At 62.3% G+C, this 25,098-nt stretch carries 23 protein-coding genes; 12 read left to right on the top strand and 11 right to left on the bottom strand.

The features are described from left to right. The first annotated feature begins 67 nt into the window (after positions 1-67). Both BFN01_RS05805 and BFN01_RS05800 read left to right on the top strand, forming a co-directional pair. Positions 68-1,057 carry a TerC family protein gene (locus tag BFN01_RS05805; protein ID WP_071642464.1) on the top strand — a complete coding sequence of 330 codons (990 nt, stop codon included), beginning with the start codon at positions 68-70 and terminating at the stop codon, positions 1,055-1,057. A 62-nt stretch (positions 1,058-1,119) separates the two neighbouring features. Beyond that, the gene (locus BFN01_RS05800; RefSeq protein ID WP_177243811.1) at positions 1,120-2,364 is read left to right on the top strand and encodes a DUF2254 domain-containing protein; all 1,245 of its coding nucleotides are present in this window, start codon (positions 1,120-1,122) and stop codon (positions 2,362-2,364) included. Between the two features lie 275 nt (positions 2,365-2,639). On the opposite strand, the gene BFN01_RS05795 is transcribed toward BFN01_RS05800, so the two are convergent. The 3 genes from BFN01_RS05795 to BFN01_RS05785 form a co-directional block, all read right to left on the bottom strand. Beyond that, positions 2,640-3,134 (bottom strand): hypothetical protein, encoded by a 495-nt coding sequence (locus BFN01_RS05795; protein WP_071642462.1) that lies wholly within the window; start codon positions 3,132-3,134, stop codon positions 2,640-2,642. Further along, complete coding sequence (locus BFN01_RS05790) at positions 3,131-3,619, bottom strand: hypothetical protein (protein WP_071642460.1); 489 nt, start codon at positions 3,617-3,619, stop codon at positions 3,131-3,133. The genes BFN01_RS05795 and BFN01_RS05790 overlap by 4 nt, the downstream gene beginning before the upstream one ends. Before the next feature lie 830 nt (positions 3,620-4,449). Next, complete coding sequence (locus BFN01_RS05785; protein ID WP_143187173.1) at positions 4,450-5,637, bottom strand: hypothetical protein; 1,188 nt, start codon at positions 5,635-5,637, stop codon at positions 4,450-4,452. A gap of 610 nt (positions 5,638-6,247) precedes the next feature. Between BFN01_RS05785 and BFN01_RS05780 the strand changes: the two genes are divergently transcribed. The 3 genes from BFN01_RS05780 to BFN01_RS05770 all read left to right on the top strand — a co-directional run bounded on the left by BFN01_RS05780 (position 6,248) and on the right by BFN01_RS05770 (position 9,217). After that, complete coding sequence (locus BFN01_RS05780; RefSeq protein ID WP_143187172.1) at positions 6,248-7,585, top strand: hypothetical protein; 1,338 nt, start codon at positions 6,248-6,250, stop codon at positions 7,583-7,585. 177 nt (positions 7,586-7,762) lie between these two features. After that, a complete protein-coding gene (locus BFN01_RS05775) occupies positions 7,763-8,266 on the top strand; it encodes a hypothetical protein (protein ID WP_143187171.1) in 504 nt (167 codons plus the stop codon). Positions 8,267-8,464: 198 nt separating this feature from the next. Beyond that, the gene (locus tag BFN01_RS05770) at positions 8,465-9,217 is read left to right on the top strand and encodes a hypothetical protein (protein ID WP_143187170.1); all 753 of its coding nucleotides are present in this window, start codon (positions 8,465-8,467) and stop codon (positions 9,215-9,217) included. A 1-nt stretch (position 9,218) separates the two neighbouring features. Here BFN01_RS05770 and BFN01_RS16005 read toward each other — a convergent pair whose 3' ends face one another. Next, complete coding sequence (locus tag BFN01_RS16005; RefSeq protein ID WP_071642573.1) at positions 9,219-9,791, bottom strand: GIY-YIG nuclease family protein; 573 nt, start codon at positions 9,789-9,791, stop codon at positions 9,219-9,221. Between the two features lie 169 nt (positions 9,792-9,960). Here BFN01_RS16005 and BFN01_RS15760 point away from each other — a divergent pair, with 169 nt between their 5' ends. Then, complete coding sequence (locus BFN01_RS15760) at positions 9,961-10,233, top strand: hypothetical protein (RefSeq protein WP_071642449.1); 273 nt, start codon at positions 9,961-9,963, stop codon at positions 10,231-10,233. A gap of 4 nt (positions 10,234-10,237) precedes the next feature. Then, entirely contained in the window at positions 10,238-10,396 is a 159-nt protein-coding gene (locus BFN01_RS16000; RefSeq protein ID WP_371260993.1) for a hypothetical protein, read from the top strand. Between the two features lie 336 nt (positions 10,397-10,732). Here BFN01_RS16000 and BFN01_RS05755 read toward each other — a convergent pair whose 3' ends face one another. Together BFN01_RS05755 and BFN01_RS15160 are read right to left on the bottom strand one after the other, a co-directional pair. Continuing rightward, the gene (locus BFN01_RS05755) at positions 10,733-12,166 is read right to left on the bottom strand and encodes a hypothetical protein (RefSeq protein ID WP_071642447.1); all 1,434 of its coding nucleotides are present in this window, start codon (positions 12,164-12,166) and stop codon (positions 10,733-10,735) included. A 399-nt stretch (positions 12,167-12,565) separates the two neighbouring features. Next, positions 12,566-13,036, bottom strand: coding sequence for a hypothetical protein (locus BFN01_RS15160; protein ID WP_143187169.1), 471 nt, complete (start codon positions 13,034-13,036; stop codon positions 12,566-12,568). An 807-nt stretch (positions 13,037-13,843) separates the two neighbouring features. On the opposite strand from BFN01_RS15160, the gene BFN01_RS05745 reads away from it, so the two are divergent. Next, positions 13,844-14,596, top strand: coding sequence for a CFI-box-CTERM domain-containing protein (locus BFN01_RS05745; protein WP_143187168.1), 753 nt, complete (start codon positions 13,844-13,846; stop codon positions 14,594-14,596). 258 nt (positions 14,597-14,854) lie between these two features. Here the strand turns inward: BFN01_RS05745 and BFN01_RS05735 are convergent, their stop codons facing one another. The 4 genes from BFN01_RS05735 to BFN01_RS05720 are packed head-to-tail and all read right to left on the bottom strand — an operon-like array spanning position 14,855 to position 21,589. Continuing rightward, positions 14,855-17,884 (bottom strand): type I restriction endonuclease subunit R, encoded by a 3,030-nt coding sequence (locus BFN01_RS05735; protein WP_071642439.1) that lies wholly within the window; start codon positions 17,882-17,884, stop codon positions 14,855-14,857. Then, positions 17,881-18,771, bottom strand: coding sequence for a GIY-YIG nuclease family protein (locus tag BFN01_RS05730; protein WP_071642437.1), 891 nt, complete (start codon positions 18,769-18,771; stop codon positions 17,881-17,883). The genes BFN01_RS05735 and BFN01_RS05730 overlap by 4 nt, the downstream gene beginning before the upstream one ends. Next, the gene (locus tag BFN01_RS05725) at positions 18,768-20,027 is read right to left on the bottom strand and encodes a restriction endonuclease subunit S (protein WP_071642435.1); all 1,260 of its coding nucleotides are present in this window, start codon (positions 20,025-20,027) and stop codon (positions 18,768-18,770) included. The genes BFN01_RS05730 and BFN01_RS05725 overlap by 4 nt, the downstream gene beginning before the upstream one ends. Beyond that, positions 20,024-21,589 carry a type I restriction-modification system subunit M gene (locus tag BFN01_RS05720; protein ID WP_071642433.1) on the bottom strand — a complete coding sequence of 522 codons (1,566 nt, stop codon included), beginning with the start codon at positions 21,587-21,589 and terminating at the stop codon, positions 20,024-20,026. The genes BFN01_RS05725 and BFN01_RS05720 overlap by 4 nt, the downstream gene beginning before the upstream one ends. A gap of 431 nt (positions 21,590-22,020) precedes the next feature. Here BFN01_RS05720 and BFN01_RS05715 point away from each other — a divergent pair, with 431 nt between their 5' ends. Further along, the gene (locus tag BFN01_RS05715) at positions 22,021-22,404 is read left to right on the top strand and encodes a hypothetical protein (RefSeq protein WP_071642431.1); all 384 of its coding nucleotides are present in this window, start codon (positions 22,021-22,023) and stop codon (positions 22,402-22,404) included. 162 nt (positions 22,405-22,566) lie between these two features. Here BFN01_RS05715 and BFN01_RS15155 read toward each other — a convergent pair whose 3' ends face one another. Then, complete coding sequence (locus BFN01_RS15155; RefSeq protein WP_143187167.1) at positions 22,567-23,031, bottom strand: hypothetical protein; 465 nt, start codon at positions 23,029-23,031, stop codon at positions 22,567-22,569. Positions 23,032-23,288: 257 nt separating this feature from the next. Between BFN01_RS15155 and BFN01_RS05710 the strand changes: the two genes are divergently transcribed. The 3 genes from BFN01_RS05710 to BFN01_RS05700 form a co-directional block, all read left to right on the top strand. Continuing rightward, positions 23,289-23,627 (top strand): hypothetical protein, encoded by a 339-nt coding sequence (locus tag BFN01_RS05710; protein WP_071642429.1) that lies wholly within the window; start codon positions 23,289-23,291, stop codon positions 23,625-23,627. Continuing rightward, positions 23,624-24,544 carry a hypothetical protein gene (locus tag BFN01_RS05705; RefSeq protein WP_071642427.1) on the top strand — a complete coding sequence of 307 codons (921 nt, stop codon included), beginning with the start codon at positions 23,624-23,626 and terminating at the stop codon, positions 24,542-24,544. Before BFN01_RS05710 ends, BFN01_RS05705 begins: the two co-directional genes overlap by 4 nt. 74 nt (positions 24,545-24,618) lie before the next feature. After that, positions 24,619-25,098 (top strand): hypothetical protein (locus BFN01_RS05700; RefSeq protein ID WP_218161801.1); only part of this gene is annotated, 480 nt, incomplete at its 3' end.

The following is a 25,098-nucleotide window of genomic DNA, read 5'->3' as shown; positions in this document are numbered from 1 at the left end:
CGGTTCCCGATTCGGGCATGGAGAAGACCTTGGCGTCGATACGTTCGCCTCAGGTCAGGAGACCCCTTTGGAAGTCACGCCCCTCGTCTGGATCATCACGGTCGCGGTGACCGTCGCCTTCTTCGTCTACGAGTTCTTCACGCATGTGCGAAAGCCCCACGAGCCGACGATCGCGGAATCCGCGCGCTGGTCGGCGTTCTACATCGCTCTCGCACTGATCTTCGGCGTCGGAGTCGGCGTCGTCTCGGGCTGGACCTTCGGCGGTGAGTACTTCGCCGGCTACCTGACCGAGAAGGCGCTGTCGATCGACAACCTGTTCGTCTTCCTCATCGTCATGTCGAGCTTCGCCGTGCCGAAGATCTACCAGCAGAAGGTGCTGATGATCGGCATCGTCATCGCGCTCATCCTGCGGGGCGTCTTCATCGCCGTCGGTGCAGCGCTGATCGAGAACTTCACCTGGGTCTTCTACCTCTTCGGCGCGCTGCTGCTGGTGCTCGCCTGGCACCAGGCGTTCTCGCACGGCGACTCGAACGTCGTCGACGGCAAGTTCATGCGCTTCGTCCGCCGGCATCTGCCGGTGACCGATGAGTACCACGAGGACAAGCTCACCGTGCGGAAGGACGGCCGACGCTGGGTCACGCCGATGATGCTGACCATCGTCGCCATCGGCTTCGTCGACGTCATCTTCGCCGTCGACTCCATCCCCGCGATCTACGGGCTGACCGAGGAGGCGTACCTCGTCTTCACCGCCAACGTGTTCGCGCTGATGGGGCTGCGGCAGCTCTTCTTCCTGATCGGCGGACTGCTCGAGCGCCTGGTGTACCTCGCCCAGGGGCTGGCCGTGATCCTCGCCTTCATCGGAGTGAAGCTGCTCATCCACGCGCTGCACAAGAACGAGCTGCCGTTCATCAACGGCGGCGAGCCGATCACGGTGATACCCGAGATCCCGATCTGGCTGTCGCTGCTGTTCATCGCCGGGACGATCGCGGTGGCGACGGTCGCGAGCCTCCGCAAGACGCGTGACCGGGCACTGCACTCGGCGGGCGATCGACGCTGAGACGACCACGTCGCGGTGCGGCGCCCCGACCGCGCCACATTCGACGGTGTTAGATGAAGCGCATGACGAACACGTCCGGCGGGAGTCTTCTGGTACACGTGCAGCGCGCGCTGCGCACAGTCTGGGCCAGAGCGATCGCGTTCACCGTGGTCGCGATGCTGTTCGCGTTGACGGCCGGGGTCGTCGGCGCCTGGATCCCGTTCGAGTTGACGGTGGAGCTCGGCCAGAACTCCGTCGACGCGATTCTGCAGATCATCGCGACCGCGATGCTCACCGCGACGACCTTCTCGATCACCGCGATGGTGACCGCGTACTCGTCGGCGACCACGATCGCCACGCCACGGTCGACCAAGCTGCTCATCGCCGACCCGACCTCGCAGACCGCGCTGTCGACGTTCACCGGCGCGTTCGTGTTCGCTCTCGTCGGTATCATCGCGCTGTCCACGGGGTACTACACCGAACAGGGCCGCACGATCCTGTTCTTCGGCACGCTGGTGGTCATCGGCGTCATCGTGATCACCCTGCTGCGCTGGATCGGTCACCTCGCCCGATTCGGGCGGATGGCCGACGTCATCGACCGGGTCGAGGATGCGGCCACTGCGGCGCTGGTCTCGTATGTCCGTCGACCGACCCTCGGCGCCCGCGAGCTCACGCGACTGCCTGAGCCCAGCTTCCCCGTCGCCGTCGATGACGCTCGGTACGTCCTCGCCGTCGACGTTGCGCGACTCGATGCTCTGGCGCACGAGCACGACTGCGAGGTCTACGTCGGAGCGATGCCCGGTTCGATCGCCGACGTCCTGCATCCGCTGGTGCACGTGAGCACCCCGCCCACGGAGTCGATGCGCGATCGGATCCGGGCCGCGTTCACCCTGGAACGCCACCGCGACTACGACCAGGACCCTCGTCTGGGCGTCATCGCGCTCGCAGAGATCGGAAGCCGCGCGCTCTCTCCCGGCACGAACGATCCGGGCACCGCCATCGAGGTGACGGCAGCGCTGCAGCGCGTGTTCACCAGCGCGTTCCGAGTCGACGACGGTGAGATCGCTCCCCTCGAACACGACCGAGTGTGGGTGCCGCGCACGCACATGCACGACCTCCTCGTCGACGCCTTCCGGCCTCTGACCCGAGACGGCGCCGGATTCGTCGAGGTACTCATCCGCCTGCAGAAGTGCCTCGGCGCGCTCGCCGCGACCGCACCCGAGCATCGAGCGCTCCTGCGCCGTCTGAGCGCCGAGGTGGAGGCACGTGCTCGCGGCGCCCTGCCTCGGCGGGAGCGCGCCGCCGTGCGCGACGCCTGGCCATCATGACGGTCAGCCGCTGAGCGAGAGCCACCGTCAGGGCGACCTCACCGACGGTCGCTGCGAACATACGAAGAGGGCCCCGATCTTCGCGGATCGAGGCCCTCTTCGTACGTCTACTGTGTGGGCTGTTGGCCCAACCTGACCTGGCGGTGATCGCTGTGGCGCCTCGAACCGACGTTTCGTGTGGCCGGCGCTCGATTTTCCTGTAGCGGCTGTCGGGCATCCGCGGTTGCCGTCTGCGCCCGTACTGCAGGCGCTGTGCTGAAAGCAGATCCGAGGAGCTACTGAACGTCAGTGACGTCGTTCGGATCGTCAACCGTATCAACGTCATCCCGCAGCAACGCCTCCAGGCGTTCGCGGAGGATGATGGGGCGGGCGTGCCGCTCACACAGCCATGAGTTGTCCCACTGCCCGATGGCAATCTCACCGCAGGCCTTCCCCAGCTCAACCTGGCGGCAGCGGTGCGTGTATTTCGGTCGAAGGTGCAGTGGAGCCTGGTCGAGCCAAGGCGATGGCCTGCCGTCGAACGGGTGATTCGGGCAACGCCAGGAGTACCATCCGCCGGAATCTTGTGCTCCGCGGTCCGGCCAGTACACGCTCGATGCGGTCCACCGCCGGATGACCGTGATGTCTTCGACCGGGTACCAGGTCAAATTCCCCTGGCCCTTGCAATACGAGCAACGATTCTCCGTGGGATGCCCCGGTTTGAGCGTGCGGTTCTCCACCTCGGAAAGCTTGTACGGGGTGTCGATGAGCATGTCCTCATATCGGATCATTTCGACTCCTTCAGTTGATCCTGCACCCGAGCCCATTGCTCTGCGCAGGCAGCCGACACGCGGTAATGCACCTCGCGGCCACGAGGCGGAAGAAGCTTGTCTCCCCGTTTCGCCGTGAACGGAGCCTTCGTCCCCATAGGGAGGTGTGCGCCAACCCACCGGTACAGCTGGGTACGGAAGTTGGCGACGACCGTGGGCCGCTCCCCCACCCACTCGGCCAACTCAGGAATCGACACCCACGAGCCGACAGCTTGGCGCTCGACCACGGCGTCCATGATCTTGCGGTAGTTGCGCGAGGTCGCCGTTCCCGCGTTGGCAAGCGATACGACGTCCTCATCCCGCCAGAGCGGGTAGTCAGGGATTCCGTCGTACATCAGTGCTGTGCGCTCACCATCGGTGGCACGATCAGCAAGCAGGAACGCGGCAAACCGCCGCACCTCGTCAGCAATCTCGGTCGGAACCGGCACATTCACTATCTCACTCATAAGAACACTCTCACATAGCGCGATGCTCCACGCATTGCTTCATGCATTGCTTCACTGACTGGTAAGCTCCACCCCAACGAACTCTGGATCCGCCGCATGGTGCCGTACCTGCATCCCGAGCTAGCTCACCGGCTCGCCCCCGAGGACGCGTCGACGGCGGGAAGGCAAGAGCGACTTGCCGTGCCACCCACAATGAAGAAGGGGCCCTCAGCATAAGCCCGGTTCGTCTCGTCAACCATGAACGCGTGCAGGCGCCCATCCTGATAGAGCCTGTGGACAAGCGGAGGCCTTTTTGAGGCCCTCAGCGCTCGCAGGCGTGCACGAGGGCCGGAAACTCTTGCGAGATTCGGCCCTAAACGGGCGGGCTGCATCCCCACGGTGCCCTCCACGCGCCGCTCGTCATCGAGATCGGCATGGGTTGGGCGGTACGGCGGCGCGCGGAGCCTCTCGGCGCCGCGTGGCCCCGCTTTACGAGCGCGAGTAGACGCAAAGAGGAGGGTGTCTCGATCCTCGCGGATCGACACAACCTCCTCTTGCGTCTACGTGGGCTGTTGGCACAACTACACCTGGCACCGGTCGGGACGCGACCCCGCTCCTGTCTTTCCTGTTGACCTGTTGCGATTTCCCGTGGCGCCGCTACGCAACGCGCAATCGGCGCCGATGGATGCGCACTTCGCAGCAAGAGGTAAGCCTCAGGTGCCACAGACACGACGCATATTCCTTCGTGTCCAGCCCTCCGCGCCGGGCTTCCGAGGGCGAGACGCCGACGTGCAGAAATCGTTGATCCTCGTGCCTGGCAACGCGCTTCGGCACCACGAGCGCGCCCTTCTTCACGCCTCATCGGTAGATGAGGGAACTGGTTGGGTGTGCTTCAAACGCCGGCGGCCGAGTGCTCCTCGCCCGTTAAGGCTCGGATCAAACGCGGCGATGTCCATCCTGACGCCGTTACGGGGGTCCCCTCCTTGCAGCTCATCCCTCACGCGCTGAGCGACGTCGCTAAGCACGTAGGCTCGCGGGAAGGTCTCCCAGTCCAGCGGATCGTAACGAGGCGTGGAAGACCAGAGACCCCAGAACACGTCTCCCTCGATCATCTGAACGGGTCCATCATTGAACCTGTAAAGCGGAATAAGTTCCTTGTTCACCGCCTGGATCACAAGGTTCACAGTGCGAGTGAGCTCGGTGATCAGAACGCTAGTAACAGCATCGTCCACCCCGAACTGCGAGATCGCCTCGGTGTACTTGCGCTCGCCGTCACTTCCTCCGAACCAGCGCTCCTTATGCCGTCGTCTAATCCTGTGCTCTTTCCCATCAGACACGAAGACGTCCGTAAGGTGTTGAACTAGGACGCAGAGCACTGCGCCGTGCGTCTCGAACGCCGCTGCGAGCTTCGGATACTCATGGGGCCAGTCCAGGCCCGCTAGCCAAGCTGATGTCTGCGAAAGTGCGAACCACTGCTCAGTAGTCACGTATGGGACGACATAGTTCAACCGGCGGGAGAGCTCCTCCCATCCGGCAAGATGGATGCTGGCCTCCCATCTGTCGATTCGGGCTGCGAGTGCGACCTCCAGTTCCAGTCTGCTCTTCGCGGGAGAACCCATCGCTGCGTCTACGTGCGCTTCATGCGCTTGCTTCATCTCCAGCACGTTCGCCGTCGGCCATGCTCTTCCCTTGTCCTTATCGATGACGGTGTGATGCGTGGGGCAAAGAAGCACGAGGTTCTCGTACTCGTTGAGTTGTTCCGCGGGATATGTGGCGTCGTAGCGGGGACCGGTTACCTTCGAGGAGCGGATGTGTGCTTCTTCGCCGAGCACCGCGGTCTGCTGACTAGAGAACTGATTGGGGTCACCGGCATCGCTGACGAGGCGTTGACCACACGCGGGAAAGGCGCATCGGTTGCCAGCGTTGCCCCAGAGCTTCTTGCGAACCTCTACACGAAGACTGACCATCACTACCCTCTTTGCTCTCGTCGCGATGCCGGCACCTAAATGGCCGTTGCGTGGTTTCAGCGTATCGAGCACCGATTCCGCTGCCCTTGACGTCGGAACCTCATGGCGAGCTGCTCGTGCAGGGTGAGCGACTGGCATTGTGGAAGCGGTGCTCGCGGGTCCTTCACCTTCGCTGTGGGCGACATGATCGCACGCGCCGCAACTGGAACCGCGGCTCAGACCGGTCACCTCTCGCAGTTGCAGCTCGTTGTCCGCACGCACAACTGGTCACTCGCTCGCCGGCCTGTTCACGGTCGGCCCCTAGCTAGTGTCTAAACTCTCTTGGCCGATTGTCACCCTCGGTCAACGAACGACGTGTCCCCGAGCCGGCTTCCATCTTGGTGATGTGACCCTCCCAGCGGCCAGCATCCCGCGACCGAGGTTTCGACCAGGTTCCGCGACCGACCAGAACGGGTTCCTGATCGCACCTGTTCTCGGCTCGCCAACAAGTCGTTGGCGTTCGAGCGACTCTTTCGTGCGATGCTTGCGGTCCAACAGGGTCAATGGGAGGTGAGCGCATTCGGTGGACGGGCTGTTTCGGTTTCGAGCACATCACGAAGATCGCCAGCCGCTGCTGCGAGAAGGACGCGCTGCCCGACCGTTGCGCGTGCTTGTCGATGCACCGATTTGGGAGCGGCTTCAGGTGACCGAGAGCATTGACGAGGTTGTGCTTCGCGAGCTTCTGGGAAGCCATCAGATCAGCATGAGCCTCTATGCCGATGAGGGCCCGCCGCCGGCGGTTTCTCGGCGTCCTTCGGATGCACTCTGGGGTGGCGACGAAGCAATCGGCTGGACGGTGGTCAAGGAGAACGACGACGTGATGGTGTCACATAAAATCACCACCGCCACGAATGACTCAGTCGCATCCTACGGGCTCTTACATGACCAGACTTTCCTCGCGAAGACGGTACTCGAACAAGAACACGGATCGGCGAACGATGCGGAGGCGCTGCTCATCTCCGTAGCGCAAGAAGTCCAGGCCGACCTGCTCATCACCGAACGTGAGGCGCTCCTGGGTACGCGGCTACTCGACGCCGGTAACTGCCAGGTGTCGCTACCAGGCGACGCGCTCGCGCTCGTCGCGCTCTATCTCCGGAGTGATGGTCAGTTCATCTTGGCGAAAGTGCCCAACGTGACCGTCACCGCGTCGTCGACGCAGTTTCACCGGCAGGTCGCTGAAGTGCACCTTCCGTCGCTCACAGAGTTCGTGAACCGGGCGGAAGGTCGTGTCTCGGCAGCGCGGCTCCTCACGGTACTGAGTCGCGCTCGCAACCTGTTCAAGGCGCGGGACCGTATCGCCCTTCTGACAAGTCAGGCCGCGACCGATGATATCGCTAACGAGATCTCGCTCACGTTCACGCACTCGCTGGTAGACATGGTCGCGTTCCATGACGTGCTTGCGCGGATCATCAACGAGTTCCTAAAGCCGCCGGAGTCAAATCCTCCGCGAATCAAGTGGCAGAATCCTCGTTGGCGCGCACGCGTCATCGAGGAGTTCCCCGACCTCGAGGACCCCTGGTCAGACGGAGGACATGCGAAACACTTGAACGATGCCCTGCGTGTCGTTCGGAACGAAATCCACGATGTAGCGCCTGTCATCACACCGTTCCGCGCAGAGCGGGGAGCCGCCCAGGTGGGCTTGGCTTTTCACGTCGAAGTCGGAGCGCGAGTTGTCACGTCGCTGGGCGCTCTCGCCGACGACAGCCGATTAGGCATACGACAGGCGTTTGCTGACGGCCACCTCATGGATCCACATCTCTTCTACGAGTTCGTGATGCCATGGATGATCCGCTCAGTTGACGACGTCTTGGGAGCGCTGCTCCCACGCTTGCAGGGGCGGCCCCCAGCGCAAGAATCATCCTTGCTGCTGTGCAGGGAAGTCGTCGACGAGTCCGTCCGCGCCATCGCTCGGGTGCACCGAGGTAGCCGCACGCGGAGCTTCGACGGCATCGCTGTCGCAGATGGAACACTCGGCCTGTGACCGGCAGGGCGCATCACCGCATCCAGCCGCCCATCAACGTTCCAGGCCACTACGTCCCGCGCTTGCGTCGGCAAGCACCTCACCCCGCTCGAGCCCGCTGCGTAGAACACGTGATAGTTCGAAAAACGGATCCTCGCCGGTAGTGTCCAACTAGAACGCTACTGTCATCATGTGACCTTGACTCGCACCGACGTACGGTTCATCGTGTTCGACGCGGCCAAGGATGCTGAGGGTGTCGTGTCGACGTGGCCGGCCGCGATGGGAACGGAGCCAGACGTGGTATCCGATGCGCCCTCGTTCACCCGCGCGCTCAGCACAGGTCGGCCGGAAGACGCGCTCGCTGTGATGACTCATGGCAACATCAACAGGGTGCCACGATTCTCCAGCGGTGGCCGGCGCCCTGAGATTGCACTGTTCGATGACCTGCCCATCACTCGATGCCACACTCTGTATCTGTTCGCCTGCTATCAGAAGTCACTTCCGCCGCGGTTCACCGCAGAGAGAGCGCTGCACTGCAACGGGCTCGCCCGGACGAAGACGATTGAGCGAATCATCACGGCGATGGCTGATGCCCCTGACGTGCATGACCCGGAAGGAGTTCGCGGGCTTGTGAAGTGGATGACCGAGCACTGGGGGGTGAAGGGCGGATCCCCGTGGCACGGCAGCGAGGGTCGGCCCTAGTTTCGCGCTCGTCGCAACCTGCGCAAGCGCCCAGATCTGTGAGCTGATGACCCGACTCTCCGCAGCGCCGGCGACCCGTGGCTGCGCATCGGTACCTCGCTGGCTATGGTCGCTTGTCAGATGAGGTTTTGGCACTTCATCAGCGCAGCCACTTCTCGCGAATCTAGCGGTAATGGTGCAGACCGCTATCTTCGAGGCATGAGCGGACGACGAGCTGAGGCAGACCGACGAGCCGCGCGGCTGACCCCATTGCAGGAACAAGCAGCGCGCATCATCGCGACTGCTGACCGGATGCTCGCTCTGGACCTGTCGTACATCCCCGCGGCGTATGACTCGCCGTTCCTTATCGGCTGGATGCGTGCGGCCTACGCGCAGTCGAAAGTGATTGCCACGCTGACGGCGCAGGGTCTGGCGCACGCGGCTGCACCGAACCGTCGGGCTTTCGTGGAAATTGCGTTCAGGTTGCTGTGGCTCCGCACGTTGGATATGGACAAGCGCGGCCCGGTACTCGAAGGTTTCATAGTCAGGGAGAAGAGTCTGACGACAGGTTTCTACGACACTCTGAAGGAGATGGGCTACGAGCACGACATCGACCTCAGCGCGATGGATGAGGTCGTTGCCGAGATGCTGGCGGACAAGGAGCTGCGCCAGCAGGTGAAGGCCGTCACATACGCTGCGAAGGCCGCACCCATCACGCTCGGCTTGTTCTCGGCCTGGCGCGAGGAGACGCAGTACACGCATGCGACCGGCCATTTGGCGGTCGCGTACGCACCGAAGACAGAGAATGACCGTGTTGGTCAGGATGTGCCGCCGACTCAGCACGGTGACCTCAACAGACATCGCATGGTGACCTTCCTCGTGGGAACGCTGGTCGTCGAGTTGCTGAAGGATGCGGGCCTATCGCAGAAGGCGGTCGAGCCAATTCTCTTCGCGGCCTGGAACGCCGCTTGATTCAGAACGTGTCTGCGCGAGCTGCGGCCAGCGCGGCCCTTCTCCGGTCCGAGATGGAACGCGCGAAAGCATCCGAACGCCCGTCGAGGTTGAGGGCCAGCGTCGCGTCTTCGAGTAGTTCATCCTCGGCTACCCAGGGTCGTGGGTCTACAGCCCACGCAACACGAGCGTTCTCAATGAGCCAACGGCTGATGAGAGCTTCGCCCTTGGGACCGTAGTGCTCACGACCGCTGTGCACGCCGAGGGTGAGTCCGAGCTCTTCCGTGAGGAGAATACCGAGGGTGCGCCGAAGCGTGGAACGCGAAGCGTCCTTGGTCGCGTGCGTTACTAGGCGTTCGCGCAGCGTGCTCTTTGAGACCCGCCCAGCGGCACTCGGCTTCCGGGGCGAGATGCCGACATACAAGAGCTGGTGCCCGTCCTGTTCCTGGTACGGCGCGTCTGGAACGTATAGAGCATCCTTCCTCATCCACCATCCGTAAACGCCGGGACTTGCCGGGGCGGTTCGCACGTCGGAAGCCGAGTGGAGTGTGAGGGGATAGAGGATGCGCTCAGCGGCGAGCGAAGGGCCGGACATAAGGCCCACCATATCGAGCAGACCACGCGAACCTCAGACGTTATCGACTCAGATCCTGAGCGTCCATGACGCCGCTTTCGATATCGGTCGATGATGGTGAACGCGTCCGACTTCGAGGGTGTAGTCATCACCCGCCGATAGGCTCTTGCCGACTCAGGGACGGGAACGCATGAATCAGGACCAGCTGATAGTCATCGACAGCTACCGCGACGTGGATGAGGCCATTCGAGCGCTTGCGGTCTTCGACAGTCAGTCGCTCCTCTCGGAGTTCGTCGCTGGGTTGACCCAGGGACTGCATGGATCTGTCAGCACCTTCGATGTCGTCACCGTGCTCCGCGCCGGCGCCCCCATCAACGGGTTGCGCCGCATCGACTACGGCGAAGGGCGGGATCACTGGGAGACTGCTCGGAACGACGCCCCTGTTCCTGGCAGCGTCCGATGACAACGTGGATATGGTGCGTCTACTGATGCAGCACCAAGCCGACCCCGGGATCACTGACTTCGCGGGGACGTTCCCAAGGGATGGGGCGGGTGAACGTACCCGCCACCTTTCTCAGATGATTGAGGCGCCCTCCAGACTGGGCCCTGAGTGCTCGGATCTGTAACCCGCCGCGGGGGTGCGGTAGTTTGCTCGGCGTGGAGACGCTGGTTCTCCGGCGGTGACAGCGATCCTCGGGCGGGGAGCCCGACCTTCTAGATGGCGCGCCAGGGCCTTGAAGGCGTAGGAGTTCGGTCTGAAGGTTCAGAACCTGTGCCGGTCGGCGTTCACTCGCGAGTTCGCGCTGAGGTAGCGGGACAGGCGGGTGTCGAGGCTGTGCGCAACCGGCACGGTGCTACGAGCGCTGATAGAGGGGATCCGGCCGCCGTCTACCGCAGAACGACGCGTGGCCTCTATCTGTTCGCGAACCTCAGGTGCCATGGCAACTCCTCCTCGACTCAGTCTAGACGCCCGGTCCGACAATTGACGGAGTCTCTAACAACTCTCGCAGACGTCCCACAAGGAGAAACACGAAAACAGCGCCGTTGACCCCGACAACTGTCCACCACAGCCCGTGGATCCAGCCATCTTCGAGACCTCCGACTATGCTCGCTGCCACCAGCAGCAAGCTGATCCCAGCGAACGCAATGGCGAATCGCAGAGTCATGAGCGGACGATGGAGAAGCGCACTTTCACGTCGCACAGCAATGAAAGTGAAGAACACCGCCGGAGCGACTAGCAGCACGGTGGCTGGCCCTTCTGGGTCCGCGCGCCACACGCCCATGGCGTCGTCGAGCACCAGCGCCAGAAGGACTGTCAAGCAACTAAAGATCGCTACGATCATCGTAAGACCGCGAAGCCCCCAAACTGGGGTGCGAAAGATCGCGACAGCGTCATCCGTCGGGTCGGCATCGAACTTCATGTAAACGTGTGCGACCGGCATGCCGGAGACGTCGACACCGGGCCCGTCGTCGTCTGCACCCGGAAGCTGAACCAAGACGCAATCTGCCTCCCTAGGTGTGCGAACCTCGAGATGGTAGGAACTTGTCGCGCTGGCGGCGTCCGGCCGAAGTCGAAGACGTCTGGTCTTGAAGCCTGCCGCGATGAGAACTGCGCTCCCCCAGCTCTGCGCGGTGGAAGGAATGTGCCAGTGGTACGAGAGCTTTACTACCTGGCGGTAGCCAGTCGTATCCGCGGGAAGGAGGCCAACGAGAAGAAACGCGCTGGCTAGCGTCTCCACTAGATTGCGTGCGTCCGAGTCGGGTTTCGAGAAGATGCCGGGGTCAACGACCTGCCGCCCATTCCAGACCCCGTGATGCACTAGCTCCCGGACGACCTCCGACTCGATGCTTGCGACGTTGGGCCCGACGATTTCCTCGAGTGCCTCGACGAGCCCATGATCGTAGCCCACCCCGTCAACGTGGAGCATCCATAAGACCATCGCGACTCCGCATTGGGTAGTCTCCCGCGTCCCGAGAACGGGCATTACGGCGCCGCTCCCTGTGTAGGCATCGAAGTCACGCAAAGGGCCCTTAGGGATGTACATGAGCGGAACCATCAGCGGCCCGTTGACCTCGGAGACGACTGCGAAGCCGCGATTGGCCCGGTCGTACGCCAGTCGCGGGTCATCAAGCGGCGTGCAGTCGACAGAGTGACGTCGACGACCGTTCTCGCCCTCGAGAACCTCGACGCTGTCCACACGGCGATGCACCCACGTAGGCCAAAACAGCGTCGCCTCAACGAGGGCTGCACCGAGACGCAAGTCGACGACGTCTGATGAGCCGATCTCCCGCGGAGCCAGGCGGTGGACGTCGCAGTCCCGCCGCTTCTGAGAGGAGCCAACGCCAAACCAGACGAGGATTTCGCGAAGCACCTCGCTGAGTCGCCACTTCAACATCGTCTACCCCTAGGCCGTGTCTGCGAAGGCGCCGAGTGCCCCCAGACCATAAGACCATGAGCGCGCTTCACCATGCCACAAGCCGTGCGACGCAAGATCTACGATGCGGTTCGGCCGGGGCACAGGCGCGAGCAGCCCTTGAGGCGGCAATGGTCGCGGGGGACATCGAGTCAGGTCGTCGGCTCGTGCGCCTGCCGGAACGGGCGACCTCCCGCCGCCCGTTAGTAGCTTGCATCAAGTTCCTGCGCCACTGCTTCCAGGAGGCGCTCGAGTGCGAGGTGTAGCTCGTCATAGCCGTGCATGTAGAACCGCATATCCATTTGGGGCCACGGAACGTCGTCGAGGTGGCGCAGCAGTTGGCGAGTCTCCGCGACGATCTCTACCAGGGATGGCGCTGGCTCATCTCGAACCATGAGTCCCGCCTTCATCGTCACGGCGCGTTTGCGTTCCCGGGTCGCCGCGTCCGTGTCGTACGAGGACCGTCAAGACCTCGATGAAGTCTTCGTCCAGTTCGGACGCGGCCTGCGCTGCGCTCAGCCGGTGGACCAGTTCCTCGGTGTCCGTGCTGTCCGCTGAGCGCGACCTCGTCTCTTCCGTTGGGCGGTGTGCACGCAAGAGGAGCAAGACCGGGCTGGTGGTGCGCACCGTTCCGGCATAGTGCTCGTCGGGGCGATCACCATCCGCGCGGTTCTCTTTCCACCAGACGATGTGGCCAAGCCCTGACCTGGGGTCGAAATGGAAGCTGCGCACTCCGGTGAGAGGTTCCCCGTCCAGTAGAAGAGAACGTGTCCGCGGGTAGCGAGTGACGGTGGCGGATGCGTCACCGGCTACTAGTTCGATCAGATAGATGGTGCGTGACGCGGTGATCACGAGGTAGGAGCCTGCTGGGGAGTGCTCCGTCAGCGGCAGCTCCAATGGGTCATCGCATGCCCGCTCAGACCCGCTGCTCACTATCGCCCCTCCCGTGCCGCGCAGTGTTGCTCTAACGAGCGGGTTGAAGTTTGGTTCACTCGCTTTGGGGACCTGCGCAGTTGCATCGTTGGCTTTCCATCTCTCACCCAGCGACTCACGGTTCGGAGCAGCTGTTCGCTGGTCCCGAGGGTTTCGCCTATCGGCGCCGCGAACTACCGATCCTCCGACAGCACGCCGCTGGTCGACGCGTTCGGTCGCTGTCCATGCGCCAACGCTCGCGGGTCACGGCCGGCGGAAAAGGTTCACCGGGTAGTGCGTTGAGCACCGCAGGCGATGCAAAGCTGAGCCCGGCAGAGCCCTCGTTCCTCTCCGCAGGCCGAAGCTTGGGGTGCGCCTCATGGATGCTCCGTTCGCCGTCGAGCATGTCAACGATCATCACGATTCCGTGATCAGCGGCAACGAACTACCGATCCCACGACATTCGGGCATCTGGCCCCACGGGAGAGGGCAGATTACCTTCGGGACGGTGAGAGCTGACAGGTCGACTGGACGTCGACTAATTGGAGGGAGGCAGACCCGGTCGATGTCCGTCGAGTACGAGACCGCCAGCCGACCACCGGCGGACCTGGCCACGTGACTAACCCGCCACCGTTTCCTGCATCACACCATGCTCATCTGCCGTCGAGCAGGACGCCCTGCGCCGGTTTCGCCAACGCTGACCGATAGTCTGACGCTGCACATAGGTGTGCGAGGGATGAGGGCAGATTGAAGAAAATCGATGTGATGCGAAACGAGATCAGTCTGGCAACACGCTCGGCCGACTCGCTGGAAGAGTTCGGCCGTCAGCTTGTTGTTCAGCACCCGGAGTATCGTCAGCACGTCCAGAACGGTATGGAGCTCGAAGACATCGCGCAGAGCTATATCGAAGAGCAAATGCGGATCTACTTCGCCTACACGCTGGATCAGGTCTACTGGGAGACCCTTGTCGGCAAGACGCTCGCTTTCTCCAGGCTCGACCGCAATGCGATGGCGCCCATGTTCTCTCCTTGGGGATATCTGCACAGCGATCTCGAGGAAAACATCGGTGCTGGTTTCGGCTGGACGTACGGATCGCAGAGCCGGAACCTCGACGCGATGGAGTTCCCAACCCGCATGCGTCTAATCACCAGCACGATGGAAGCCTTATCGGACGCAGAGCTCACCTATCTCGGGACGTCGCTCGGCCTAGAGGAAGGCGTCGCACCAAAGAAACAAGGTGGCTGTTACGTCGCGACCGCTATCTACGGCAGCTACGACGCACCAGAAGTGCTCGTTCTCCGCCGTTGGCGCGATGACAAGCTCAGAGCATCCGCTCTCGGTCGACAATTCATTCGCTTCTACTACGCGACCTCGCCGAAGCTCGTGAAGACGCTGGGATCGCAGAAGTGGTTCGTTGCGCCGTCTCGTGTCGGTCTTGATCGTCTAGTAGCCCGACTGGAGCGTTCCGGCTACTCTGCATCACCCTACGAAGGAGAATGAGCATGGCCAAGAACGCCCTACCGTCATCGCTCCCTTCAGAGCTGTAGAGACTGCAGCGTCTCGACGAAAAGGACGCAACCAAAGCCCACGCCGATTGGGCGCTCTGGCGTGTCCTGCAGAGGCCGTTGGCCGTCAGCCAGAACATTGTCACGGGTGTCGCCAGTCCAATCGATGAGGACGCGCGATCTCGGAAGCGTGGCGCGATGCGTGAAGCTAGCCCTGAGCCGAAACGCCCGCGCAAGCGCCTGCGCCGCGTCCCTAGTCGCCACTCCCGCGAGCCAAGTCGAAGAACCGCTCGAAGAACATCCCGAGCTTGGCGATCACACGCTGCTTCTTCTCCCCATGCCCGCCGTCGGCAGCGAAGCGGCTCACCGGCGGGAGGACATCCGTGATCGCGGTACCTGTCGTGCGGAGGGCGCCGTCGCGGAAAGCGGTGCCAATGAACTCCCGCGTCGCTTCCGCACGGAGCCGCTCTTCCTCAATGATCGCTTCGAGCTCCGCCTCCCGTTTGGCGGCGATGAACGCCTGCCACTCCTCGTCAATGGCTCCATCGACGGAGACAGAGTCGACGAACGCTTCGATGAGGTCCTTCTTGTTGCGCAGCGTCGGGCTGGCATCGACGGCGCGGGAGATCTCAGAGCGGATCTCCTTGTCCTCCCCGTCGCCGTGCTCGGCCCGGTACTTCTGCACAAGCATCAGGATGTAGTCGACGTTAATCTCGACCTGTTTGATCAGCTCGATCTCGAACACGACATCGTCGTTGATGAGTTCCTTCTCCGCCTCCCTGCCCCTGCGGAACTCGGCATACAGATTCAGGTAGACGCTGCGGTAATCCTGCCCCTGCCGGTCGGTGAGCTTCTCTTGGCCGGCGAAGTCATCGAACGCTGTGAGGATGTTCTCCAGCCTCAGGATCTGCCCGAACAGCTGGATGAACGCCTTCTGCGCTTCCTCCCCCACGATCTGGTGCTCCAGCGGGAACGACGCCAGTAGCTCCTGGACCTTGTCCGCATACTCGCCGTAGTACTCCCTGTACGGTTTGAGAAGCACGACACCACGGGCGTCCTTGTTGCCGAATAACTCCAGTGCGGCGTTGGTCTCCTCCTCCAGGTCACGGAACGCGACGATGTTGCCGTAGGTCTTGACGGAGTTCAGGATGCGATTGGTGCGCGAGTACGCCTGGATCAGGCCGTGCGCACGGAGATTCTTGTCCACAAACAACGTGTTCAGCGTCGTCGCATCGAACCCGGTGAGGAACATGTTCACCACGATCACCAGATCCAGGTCCCGGTTCTTCAGCCGCAGCGAGAGGTCCTTGTAGTAGTTCTGGAATCTATCCGACGTGGTGTCGAAGCTGGTACCGAAGATGCCGTTGTAATCCTGGATGGCGTCCTCGAGGAAGCCTCGGGCATCCGCGCTCAACGCGTCCGTGTCGAACGCCTCATCATCGAGGATCCCGTCATCACTGGCATCGTTCGCGCCGTACGAGTAGATCAGCCCGATCTTCAGGCGACGATCCGGCGGGAGCTCCGCCTGCTGGATCTGAAAGTGGTTGTAGTACCGGCGTGCGGCGTCAATCGATGCGGTGGCGAAGATGGCGTTGAATCCCCGCACGCGTTTGCCGCCGAGGGTGTACCCGGCGGTGCGTTTGGTCTTCTGGTCGAAGTGCTCCAGCGTGTACTCGACGATCTGGCTGATGCGCTCCGGCGCCAGTAGCGCCTTCTCTGTGTCGATGGCCGACACCTGCTTGTCGACCACCGCGCCGACCTTGACGGTGTTGACGTAGTCGATCCGGAACGGCAGCACGTTCTTGTCGGAGATCGCATCAACAATCGTGTACGTGTGCAGCTTCTCCCCGAACGCCTGCTCGGTGGTCTTCAGCCCCGGGTTACCGCCACTGCCCGCATTGGCGGCGAAGATCGGAGTCCCAGTGAAGCCGAACAGGTTGTACCGCTTGAACGCCCGGGTGATGTCGGTATGCATGTCACCGAACTGCGAACGGTGACACTCATCGAAAATGACCACCACATGGCCGGAGTAGATCTCGTGGCCCTTGTTCGCGCGGACGAAGTTCGACAGCTTCTGGATCGTCGTGATGATGATCCGCGCACCCGGATCCTCGAGCTGCTTCTTCAGCACCGCCGTGGACGTGTTCGAGTTCGCCGCACCCTTCTCGAACCGGTCGTACTCGCGCATCGTCTGATAATCGAGATCCTTACGGTCCACGACGAACAGCACCTTGTCCACGCTCGGAAGCTTCGACGCCAACTGCGCGGACTTGAAGCTCGTCAGCGTCTTCCCAGACCCCGTCGTGTGCCACACATACCCGCCCGCAGCGACCGTGCCGAGGCGCTTGTAGTTCGTGGCGATGTCGATGCGCTGCAGAATCCGCTCGGTAGCGACGATCTGGTACGGGCGCATAACAAGCAGCAGCCGGTCAGCGGTGAGCACGCAGTACCGGGTCAGGATGTTCAGCAGCGTGTGCTTGGCGAAGAACGTCTTCGCGAACGAGGTCAGGTCCTGAATCGGCTTGTTCTGCGCATCCGCCCACCACGACGTGAACTCGAACGAGTTCGACGTCTTGCGCCCCTTGGCGGGCTTCTTCGCCTCACTGAGGTGCTGGCTGCGCGTGGTGTTCGAGTAGTACTTCGTCAGAGTGCCGTTGCTGATCACGAACAGTTGCACATACTGAAACAGGCCCGATCCCGCCCAGAAGCTATCCCGCTGGTACCGGTCGATCTGATTGAACGCCTCCCGGATGTCCAGACCACGCCGCTTCAGCTCGACGTGCACCATCGGCAGCCCGTTGACCAGCACCGTCACGTCGTAACGGTTTGCGTAGTTCGCACCACCCTCGCCCTGACCGATCTCATACTGATTGATCAGCTGCAGACGATTGTTGTGAATGTTCTGCTTATCCAGCAATGTGATGTTCTTCGTAGACCCGTCATCACGCTTCAGAAGCTGGACGTGATCCTCCTGGACTCGCACCGTCTTCTCCACGATGCCATCGTTCTTGCCTGCGATCTTCGTCTCGAAGAACTCGACCCATTCGCCGTCGGAGAACGTGATCTGGTTCAGTGCCTCCAGCTGAGTCCGCAGATTCGCTACCAGCTGCGCCTCGGACGTGATCGGAAGATATTCATAGGCCTGCGACTTCAGCACCTGGATCAGCTCTTGCTCAAGCGCAGACTCCGACTGGTACGCGGATGCTGCCGCCGGGTCGACCTCGTAGGCGGCGACGACCGTCGACTCGGACGAGACCGCAATGGGGTCGAAATGCGTCGTCACGCGTCACCCCCGACCCCACGGTCCCTTACGCGCGGTTCCCGTCGAGCTCTGGATCTCACGTATTCCTGGTCCTGTTGTTCCAGCCACTGGCGGCGTAGGACATCGAGCGTGACTCCGGCCAGGCTTCCAACGTGCCACGTTATCCACCCGTTCGATGATTGGAGATGGAGCGCGTTAGCCGCAGCCGCACTAGGCGACTTATAAGCGACTCCACGCACCACGATCTCACCATCAGCAGTGACGGTGCCCGTCTCCTCAACAGCACCTTGGCGCAGATACAGCGTCTCACCACCCCGCAGGAGGCCACTGGACACCAAATCGGCGAACTTGGCGTTGAAGGTCATTCGGCCCCCAGACGCATTAGATGGAGCCTCGTCTTCCGGATCCTGCTCAGGATTACTGCGCGTCGTATCGATGCCCGCCAGTCGCAGTGCCGCGAGGATGCTCTTCACGAACGAGTCGAGCGAGAGCATCATGTGCTTCGGCAACGTCTCATCGCCGCTGACCTGCCCTTGAATGACGGTGAGACTGTCGAGAACAGAGACCTCGGCCGAGACACGACCTTCGAGATACCCGATCTCAGCGGTATTGAACCCGTCAGTCGTATCGCGCTTGATCGCGACCGCGCGTCGCCATGGCAGCTTCTCCTTGGAGTTGTGCTGACTCAGCCGACTGCGCAACCGACGAGCCTGCCCCACGTACACGCGCCCCGAGCCGTCACCGGTCAGAAGAATATAGACACCCGGCACATCCCACTCTGTGATCGGCAATGAGCCCAGGTGCGCACGATCCACATACGCAGCCCGTAGCGCATGCTCCACAAAATCCGCGATCACCGGCGCCTGGGAATCCGACGGAATCTGCACGTTGACAGGAGTCGTACTCACGCCGCAGCCTCCTCGAATGTCAGCAGCTTGTCCCGGTAGTACTCGTACTGCTGGCGACGAGCGGCAAGCTCCGCTGGGAGACCCTCTGACAAGCTGTTGACCAGCGCCTCGAAGTCGTCGAGGACTCCTGCGATACGGGCCTGCTCGTCCTTGCTGGGAACGGGGAACTCAACCTTTCCGAGACGGGCCTTCGAAACGTTGAAGCGCGTCACTCCACTGGCCGTCTTGATGATCTGCTGACGCATGCCCGTCGACCGGAACAGATGTTTCGCGAACTCGGGGTCGAGCAGGTCGGGGTTGTCAAGCCGAAAGCCGATGCTGAAGCTGTTCAGATACGTCGGCTCTGCCAGACCCTGGGTCACGACCGAGGACATGCCGACCTCATCCGGAGTTTCAGATGATCCGGTGAAGATGATGTCGCCACGCGTAAGCGTACGCTGCCGCTCGCCAGGGTCAACGCGCACGAAGTCATCGCGAGCGAGATCGACGGCGATGTTGTTGAACACGTTGATGTACGACACGAAGCGCGCATTGCCGTCGGTGAAATCGGCTTTCGACTTTCCGCTGAGGCCACCGAAGAAGGAACCCGCGTCACCCATCGATACCCTCCGTACCCCCCCCGCTTCGGGGAAAGCCAGAAGCTCGTCCCGGTAGAAGACATACTGCTGTCGACGGGCCTCCAGCTCCGCCTCCAGCTCCGCCTCCAGCTCCGCCTCCAGCTGAGTGAACTGATCCAATATTCTCACGATCTCGCGCTGAACCTCGAGAGGCGGCACGGGAATTCGTACCTTTGCGAGTTGGCGAGCTGAGACATCAATGACTTTTGTGCCAGTCGCCAGAGCCCTTTTTTGCTTGCGGAATGACTCCGATTGAAACCAGTACGCCAAGTACTTCGGATCTTGATCGTGGCGTATTACCGTTGCGTGACCACCCGTCACGATTGGCAAATCGCCCAGCCAGGCGACCGCCTTACACACATCCTCAACATTCTCGCTGGTGTTGGTGATGATGATGTCCCGCGGGTTCGCTTTTACGAGCTTCGCTGCAGTTTCTGGGGCAACATACGAAAGAGTGCTGGTGGTCCATGCACCGTAGCGCGTGTAGATCTGCCCGTAGTGTATTGCACCAACGCCAGCGTCGGTGAGGTCGGTCTTCGGCATGCCATTTCCGCGCACGAGTACTGCCATGTCACCGAGCGCCCTAAACTCGATGCCCTGTGGAGCAACGGAAGCAACGAGTTCATCGATTCGGCTCACTTCTTGCCTTCCAGGTCGACGACTATTTGATCAATCGAGACGCGCAGTTCGGCCTGTCGCGCAACGATGCGTGCAATCTCGGCGTTCAATGCCTCGATATCAACGATTTCGCGGATGTCTTTCTGTTCGACGTAAGACGACACGGAGATGTTGTATTCGTTCGCGGCGATGTCCTCGTTCGACACGACCTTAGCGACGTAGTCCAGGTCCTCGCGCAGGATAAAGCGTTCTAGGATGTGTTCCTGGTTAGTCCGCAGCAGCTTGTTCTTGTTGCCGATGCGTTTGAACTCTGCGGAGGCGTCAATGAACAGCACCGAGTTGTCGGTCTTGGACTTCTTGAGGACGATGATGCAGGTCGCGATGGTGGTGCCGAAGAACAGGTCCGGAGGCAGCTGGATCACGGTGTCGACGTAGTTGTTGTCGATGAGGTACTTGCGGATCTTCTGCTCCGCTCCGCCGCGGTAGAGCACGCCGGGGAATTCGACGATGGCGGCGGTGCCATTGACGGCGAGCCAGCTCAGGATGTGCATGGTAAAGGCCAGATCGGCCTTGGACTTCGGCGCCAGGACGCCCGCCGGCGCGAACCGTTCGTCGTTGATCAGCAGCGGGTTGGCATCGCCTTCCCATTTGATGGAGTAGGGCGGGTTGGAGACGATGGCTTCGAATGGTTCATCGTCCCAGTGGTGCGGGTCGAGGAGCGTGTCGCCGTGCGCGATATCGAACTTCTCGTAGTTGACGTCGTGCAGGAACATGTTGATCCTGGCGAGGTTGTAGGTGGTCAGGTTGATCTCCTGACCGTAGAACCCGCCGACGTTGTCACGGCCGAGTACCTTCGCGAACTTCAGCAGCAGTGACCCGGAGCCGGCTGCGGGGTCGTAGACCTTATTGACGCGCGTCTTGCCCATCACGGTGATGCGTGCGAGGACTTCGGACACTTCCTGCGGGGTGTAGTATTCGCCACCGGACTTTCCGGCCTGGGAGGCGTACATCTGCATGAGGTACTCGTAGGCGTCGCCGAAGAGGTCAATGGCGTTGTCTTCGAAGTTCCCCAGCGGCAGGTCACCGATGGCATCGAGGAGTTTGACGAGTTTCTCGTTGCGTCGGGCGACGGTGTTGCCGAGCTTCGAGCTGTTCACATCGAGGTCGTCGAACAGGCCCTTCAGGTCGTCCTCGCTGTCGGTGCCAACTGCTGATCCTTCGATGTTCTTGAACACCCGCTCGAGCGTTTCGTTGAGGTTCTCATCGCTCGAAGCGCGGCGGCGCACGTTCTGGAACAGCTCGGACGGGAGTACGTAGAAGCCCTTTTCCGCCACCGTCTCGTGGCGCCCGAATTCAGCCTGTTCGTCCGGAAGGCGCGGGTAGTCGAAGTCGGCGTCGCCGGCATCGTGTTCACCCTTGTTGATGTAGGCGGCGAGGTTCTCGGAAATGAATCGGTAGAACAGCATGCCGAGCACGTAGCTCTTGAAGTCCCACCCGTCGACCGACCCTCTCAGGTCGTTCGCGATCCGCCAGATCGTCTTATGCAGCTCGGCGCGCTGGGCTTCTTTCGTGGTCGGTGTCATGGCGTTGTGCTTCTCCTTGCGCCCGTGACGGCGCGCACCGAGTGAAGGTGGCGGCGGGCACTCCCCAATGTAGCGGCGCACGCCGACGTCGCTGGCTGACGGCGCCGCATGACAAGGCTTGGCGACGCGCGAGGCTGTCAGCGAACGTCACTGAAGAGCCGACGCTTTCGGTGGGGTCGTGTGTTCGAGCAGTCGAGGGAGCCGATTCGCCGACTCGGAGACAAGTCCCCCATGCGATGTGATGTTCCACGCCCCTCAGATGCAAGGCTGGCCGCTAAGCTCCCGCGCCCGCACAAATGGGGCACACCGCGAACGGCTCAAGCCTCCTCGGTGCTCCCTGCCGTCGGGGAGCATGCCGATGATCCCCGATCTTCAACTGACCGCGTTGAACCCGTTGTTCGCCGCAACACACCTCGTCTGGAGGGCAAGACGTGACCGATGGGATGAAGCCGAACCCGTGGGCTGAGATCGTCGGCCCGTGTTACACGGTGCCGAGCATGGCGCGTGCTCTCGGTTGGACGGAGGCCGAGGTCATCGAGGCTGGGGAGCATACGCGCCTGCTGATGATGCGGACTATAGACGATGTACTGCTCTTCCCCAGCTTCCAGCTCGTAAACGGGAAGGTGGTGAAGGGGCTCACAAGGGTGCTCCGTGTACTGGAGACGGGTGTATCTGACCCGTGGACGTGGGCGCAGTGGCTGAACACTGAGCTGCCTGATGCTGACCCGCCCCGCAACATTCAGCTTCTCTACGACGGACGCATCGAAGAAGCCATTCGTGACGCCAAGCACGATGCGTGGGCGTGGCAGTCCTGAACAGGTAGCCCGCAGCGGTCCTATGGCCTTGCTAGCTGCTATCGGCATAGTGGCTTTCATCCCAGTGCCCCTGTAAATCGTCACAGGCCAGGATGGAAGTCAGAGGTCGTAACCGGTGACCGACGTGACGGATGCAGCGGACCGAGGATCGAGGTTGTCGACTTAGACTCGTCGCGCCTTCCTGAGCAGCCGGTGCAGTTCGACTGCACGTTTAGTCTCGAGCCGACCGCACTGCAGACGGAACAGCTGGCGCCCCAGCCAGCGAGCGAGAATGAACTCGGACGGTTCTGCGGCGTGCAGACGCGGCAACCTACCGGCCGTCGAAAGAAATGTCGCGCATTCTTCGAGCCTTTGGTTCCAGGCGCGCTCCAGAATGTCCCACTCGAAGGCGGGCGAGACGTCCAGTCGCGCACGCTGGTAGGCGTTGAGCCCGCCCTCGAATCGACGTTGGTACCGAGCCCATTCGCCGAGGTGCCTTGCGTCATTCGGCAGTGTCGTCTTCGCTCGGGTGTTCTCACGCGGCGTGCGTCCTACGCGTCGCCAGTGCTCCTCGTACGCGTGAAGGGAGGTGATCCAGTTCAGGGCGCGGCGCTGCCGAACGACGTCCCCGTCGAGCACCGCGGTCACCGACGTTGCGAAGCGTTCGGAGATGGGATCGACCAGTCCCGCTGCTCGTAGGCGTCGTTCGGCTCGAGCGTGGAGTTCTTCAGGGGTCGGCGCGGGCACATGGTCCTTTCACGGGGCGGAACTGCTCCGCCCCATGCACCTATGCGCGGTGACCTCGTGATGCGAGAACGCGCCGCGATCCGGCGGCGTTGTCGCTGAGTCGGCGGAGTCGCGTGCGCGAGGTTCGTAGGGTTGCTGGCACCTTGAACGGAGGCGTCATGGTGCAGACGGGCAGCGATTCGCAGGATCGAGTGCGCGACGAGATGCAGGGCGTGTTCGTCGTGAGCACTGAAGACGGTGTCACCCATCGCCTCGACCTGGATCAGCGACAGGTTATACGTATGGCGGAGATTCGCCCAGGTGTCCTCGTCGCCGTCGACTCGGCGCCGGCAGCGTTGGTCGCCGTGGCAACGTGCAGGGTCGGCGCGCCGATGGTGCTGCTCATCGACCGAGGAGCGCCGGATGTCTGGTTCACGCGACGTACGTGCGCGACCGTGTCAGCCATCACCCGGATGCCTTCTGTGCATCCGTCTTCCGCGGGGCCTCTCGTGCCGTGACGAACTCAGACGACCGCGAGAGTGTGGAGAGCGAGGGCTTCGCGCCTATCAAGGCGGCGCGCTACTGGGAGATTCTGGAGCCAGTGGTGGCCGCGGCGGTCACAGCGACGGCGCGCCGCACAGGTCGTGAGCCGCGCGCGCTTTACTCGGTCGCCACGGCGTTCGTGCTGTGGGCATGGCAGACCAAAGGGCTCGAACTGGATGCGGCGCGGATGTTCCGGCGTTGGGTGGTTGAGGAGTTCGTGCACCGCGGAATGGACTCGTTCACACGGGGAAGTCGCGCCACGTACCGGTCTGTTCTTCTCGCCATCGTAGACGCGGTCACACCGCCGTCCGAGCAGCCCTTTCCGATCCCGCGGTCCGATCCGACCCCGCCATACAGCGCTGCTGAGATCGCGACGCTGCGAAGCTGGGCACGCGCTCAGGGATCTGCGGTCCGACGCAGAGACGCGTCGGTGCTTCTCGCGATGGGGTTCGGGGCAGGGCTAGCAACCCGAGAGCTGTTGTCGGTACGTGCCGGCGATGTCGATGTGCGAGGCGACGACATGCACATTCTGGTGTGGTCCGGCAGACCACGCCTTGTTCCCGTCCTGCCGGCGTGGCAGCCCGGTCTTCGCGACGCGTTGAGCGAGAGGGATCCGGACCAGTGGGTGTTCCGAGTCGGGCGGACCGGTGTGCGATCAGCGCAGGTGACTGACTTCCTGCATCGCGGGCACACGACCGAGCTGGATGTCCGGCCGGCACGGATGCGGACCACCTGGTTGCTGACCCACTTACAGGCGGGGACGCCGCCTCGCGATCTGCTGCGCATCGCCGGTCTGGAGCACCTCGCAGCATTGGATCGGGTTCGCGGGGTTCTCCCCCTAAGAGCACCGCTTCCCGCGTTGCGGTCTTACGCTCCGGGTCGGTCGGAGTAGGTCGGTGCTGCGTGCTGCGGGTGGTGCGACACGCCGTGCGCGAGGTTCTGGATCGCGCCGTGTACATGCGGGTCATGAACGCAAACCACCGACTCACCGACATCACCGCCGAGCAGGCGAAGCTTCTTCGTTCCCACCCGCAACTACCCGCTTTGGCGGCGCCGATCATCCTCAGGTACCGGCCGAACAGTGCGGCAATGGCTGGCGCGTGGTCGGCCACCCGGTCCTTCACGGTCGAGACTGCGGCGGCGATGCTGCCGCATTCGTTCGACGTGACCCGACGCCTGATGACGATGTCCGCGTCGTTCCACATGTGGGTGTGGGCGCGGACAGGGACCGCGCTGACGGTCCGTCGCGTCTACACGCAGAACAACATCGACCGTTTCCTCGACGCGGTTCACAAGCATCGCTCTGCCGGGCACCGGTGGGGCGTCTCGCGCCAGCTGTGCATCGACGCCTGTCTCTTATACACATCTAAAAAAAAAAACTACTTGTCCATACAACACACCACCTACTATCAAACCTCGCGTTTTGCTTATACATGTTTACCACAC

The sequence above is a fragment of the Microbacterium sp. AR7-10 genome (assembly GCF_001878835.1).
Classification (GTDB): Bacteria; Actinomycetota; Actinomycetes; order Actinomycetales; family Microbacteriaceae; genus Microbacterium; species Microbacterium commune.
Note: the sequence above shows the minus strand (reverse complement) of the source record. Positions and strands in the feature narration are given on the sequence as shown.

Coding starts and splice junctions, on each gene's coding strand:
- BFN01_RS05800 (WP_177243811.1), top strand. CDS start 1,120: ATGACGAACACGTCCGGCGGGAGTCTTCTGGTACACGTGCAGCGCGCG.
- BFN01_RS05795 (WP_071642462.1), bottom strand. CDS start 3,134: ATGATCCGATATGAGGACATGCTCATCGACACCCCGTACAAGCTTTCC.
- BFN01_RS05790 (WP_071642460.1), bottom strand. CDS start 3,619: ATGAGTGAGATAGTGAATGTGCCGGTTCCGACCGAGATTGCTGACGAG.
- BFN01_RS05770 (WP_143187170.1), top strand. CDS start 8,465: ATGAGCGGACGACGAGCTGAGGCAGACCGACGAGCCGCGCGGCTGACC.
- BFN01_RS16005 (WP_071642573.1), bottom strand. CDS start 9,791: ATGTCCGGCCCTTCGCTCGCCGCTGAGCGCATCCTCTATCCCCTCACA.
- BFN01_RS15760 (WP_071642449.1), top strand. CDS start 9,961: ATGAATCAGGACCAGCTGATAGTCATCGACAGCTACCGCGACGTGGAT.
- BFN01_RS05755 (WP_071642447.1), bottom strand. CDS start 12,166: ATGTTGAAGTGGCGACTCAGCGAGGTGCTTCGCGAAATCCTCGTCTGG.
- BFN01_RS05720 (WP_071642433.1), bottom strand. CDS start 21,589: ATGACACCGACCACGAAAGAAGCCCAGCGCGCCGAGCTGCATAAGACG.
- BFN01_RS05710 (WP_071642429.1), top strand. CDS start 23,289: ATGGTGCAGACGGGCAGCGATTCGCAGGATCGAGTGCGCGACGAGATG.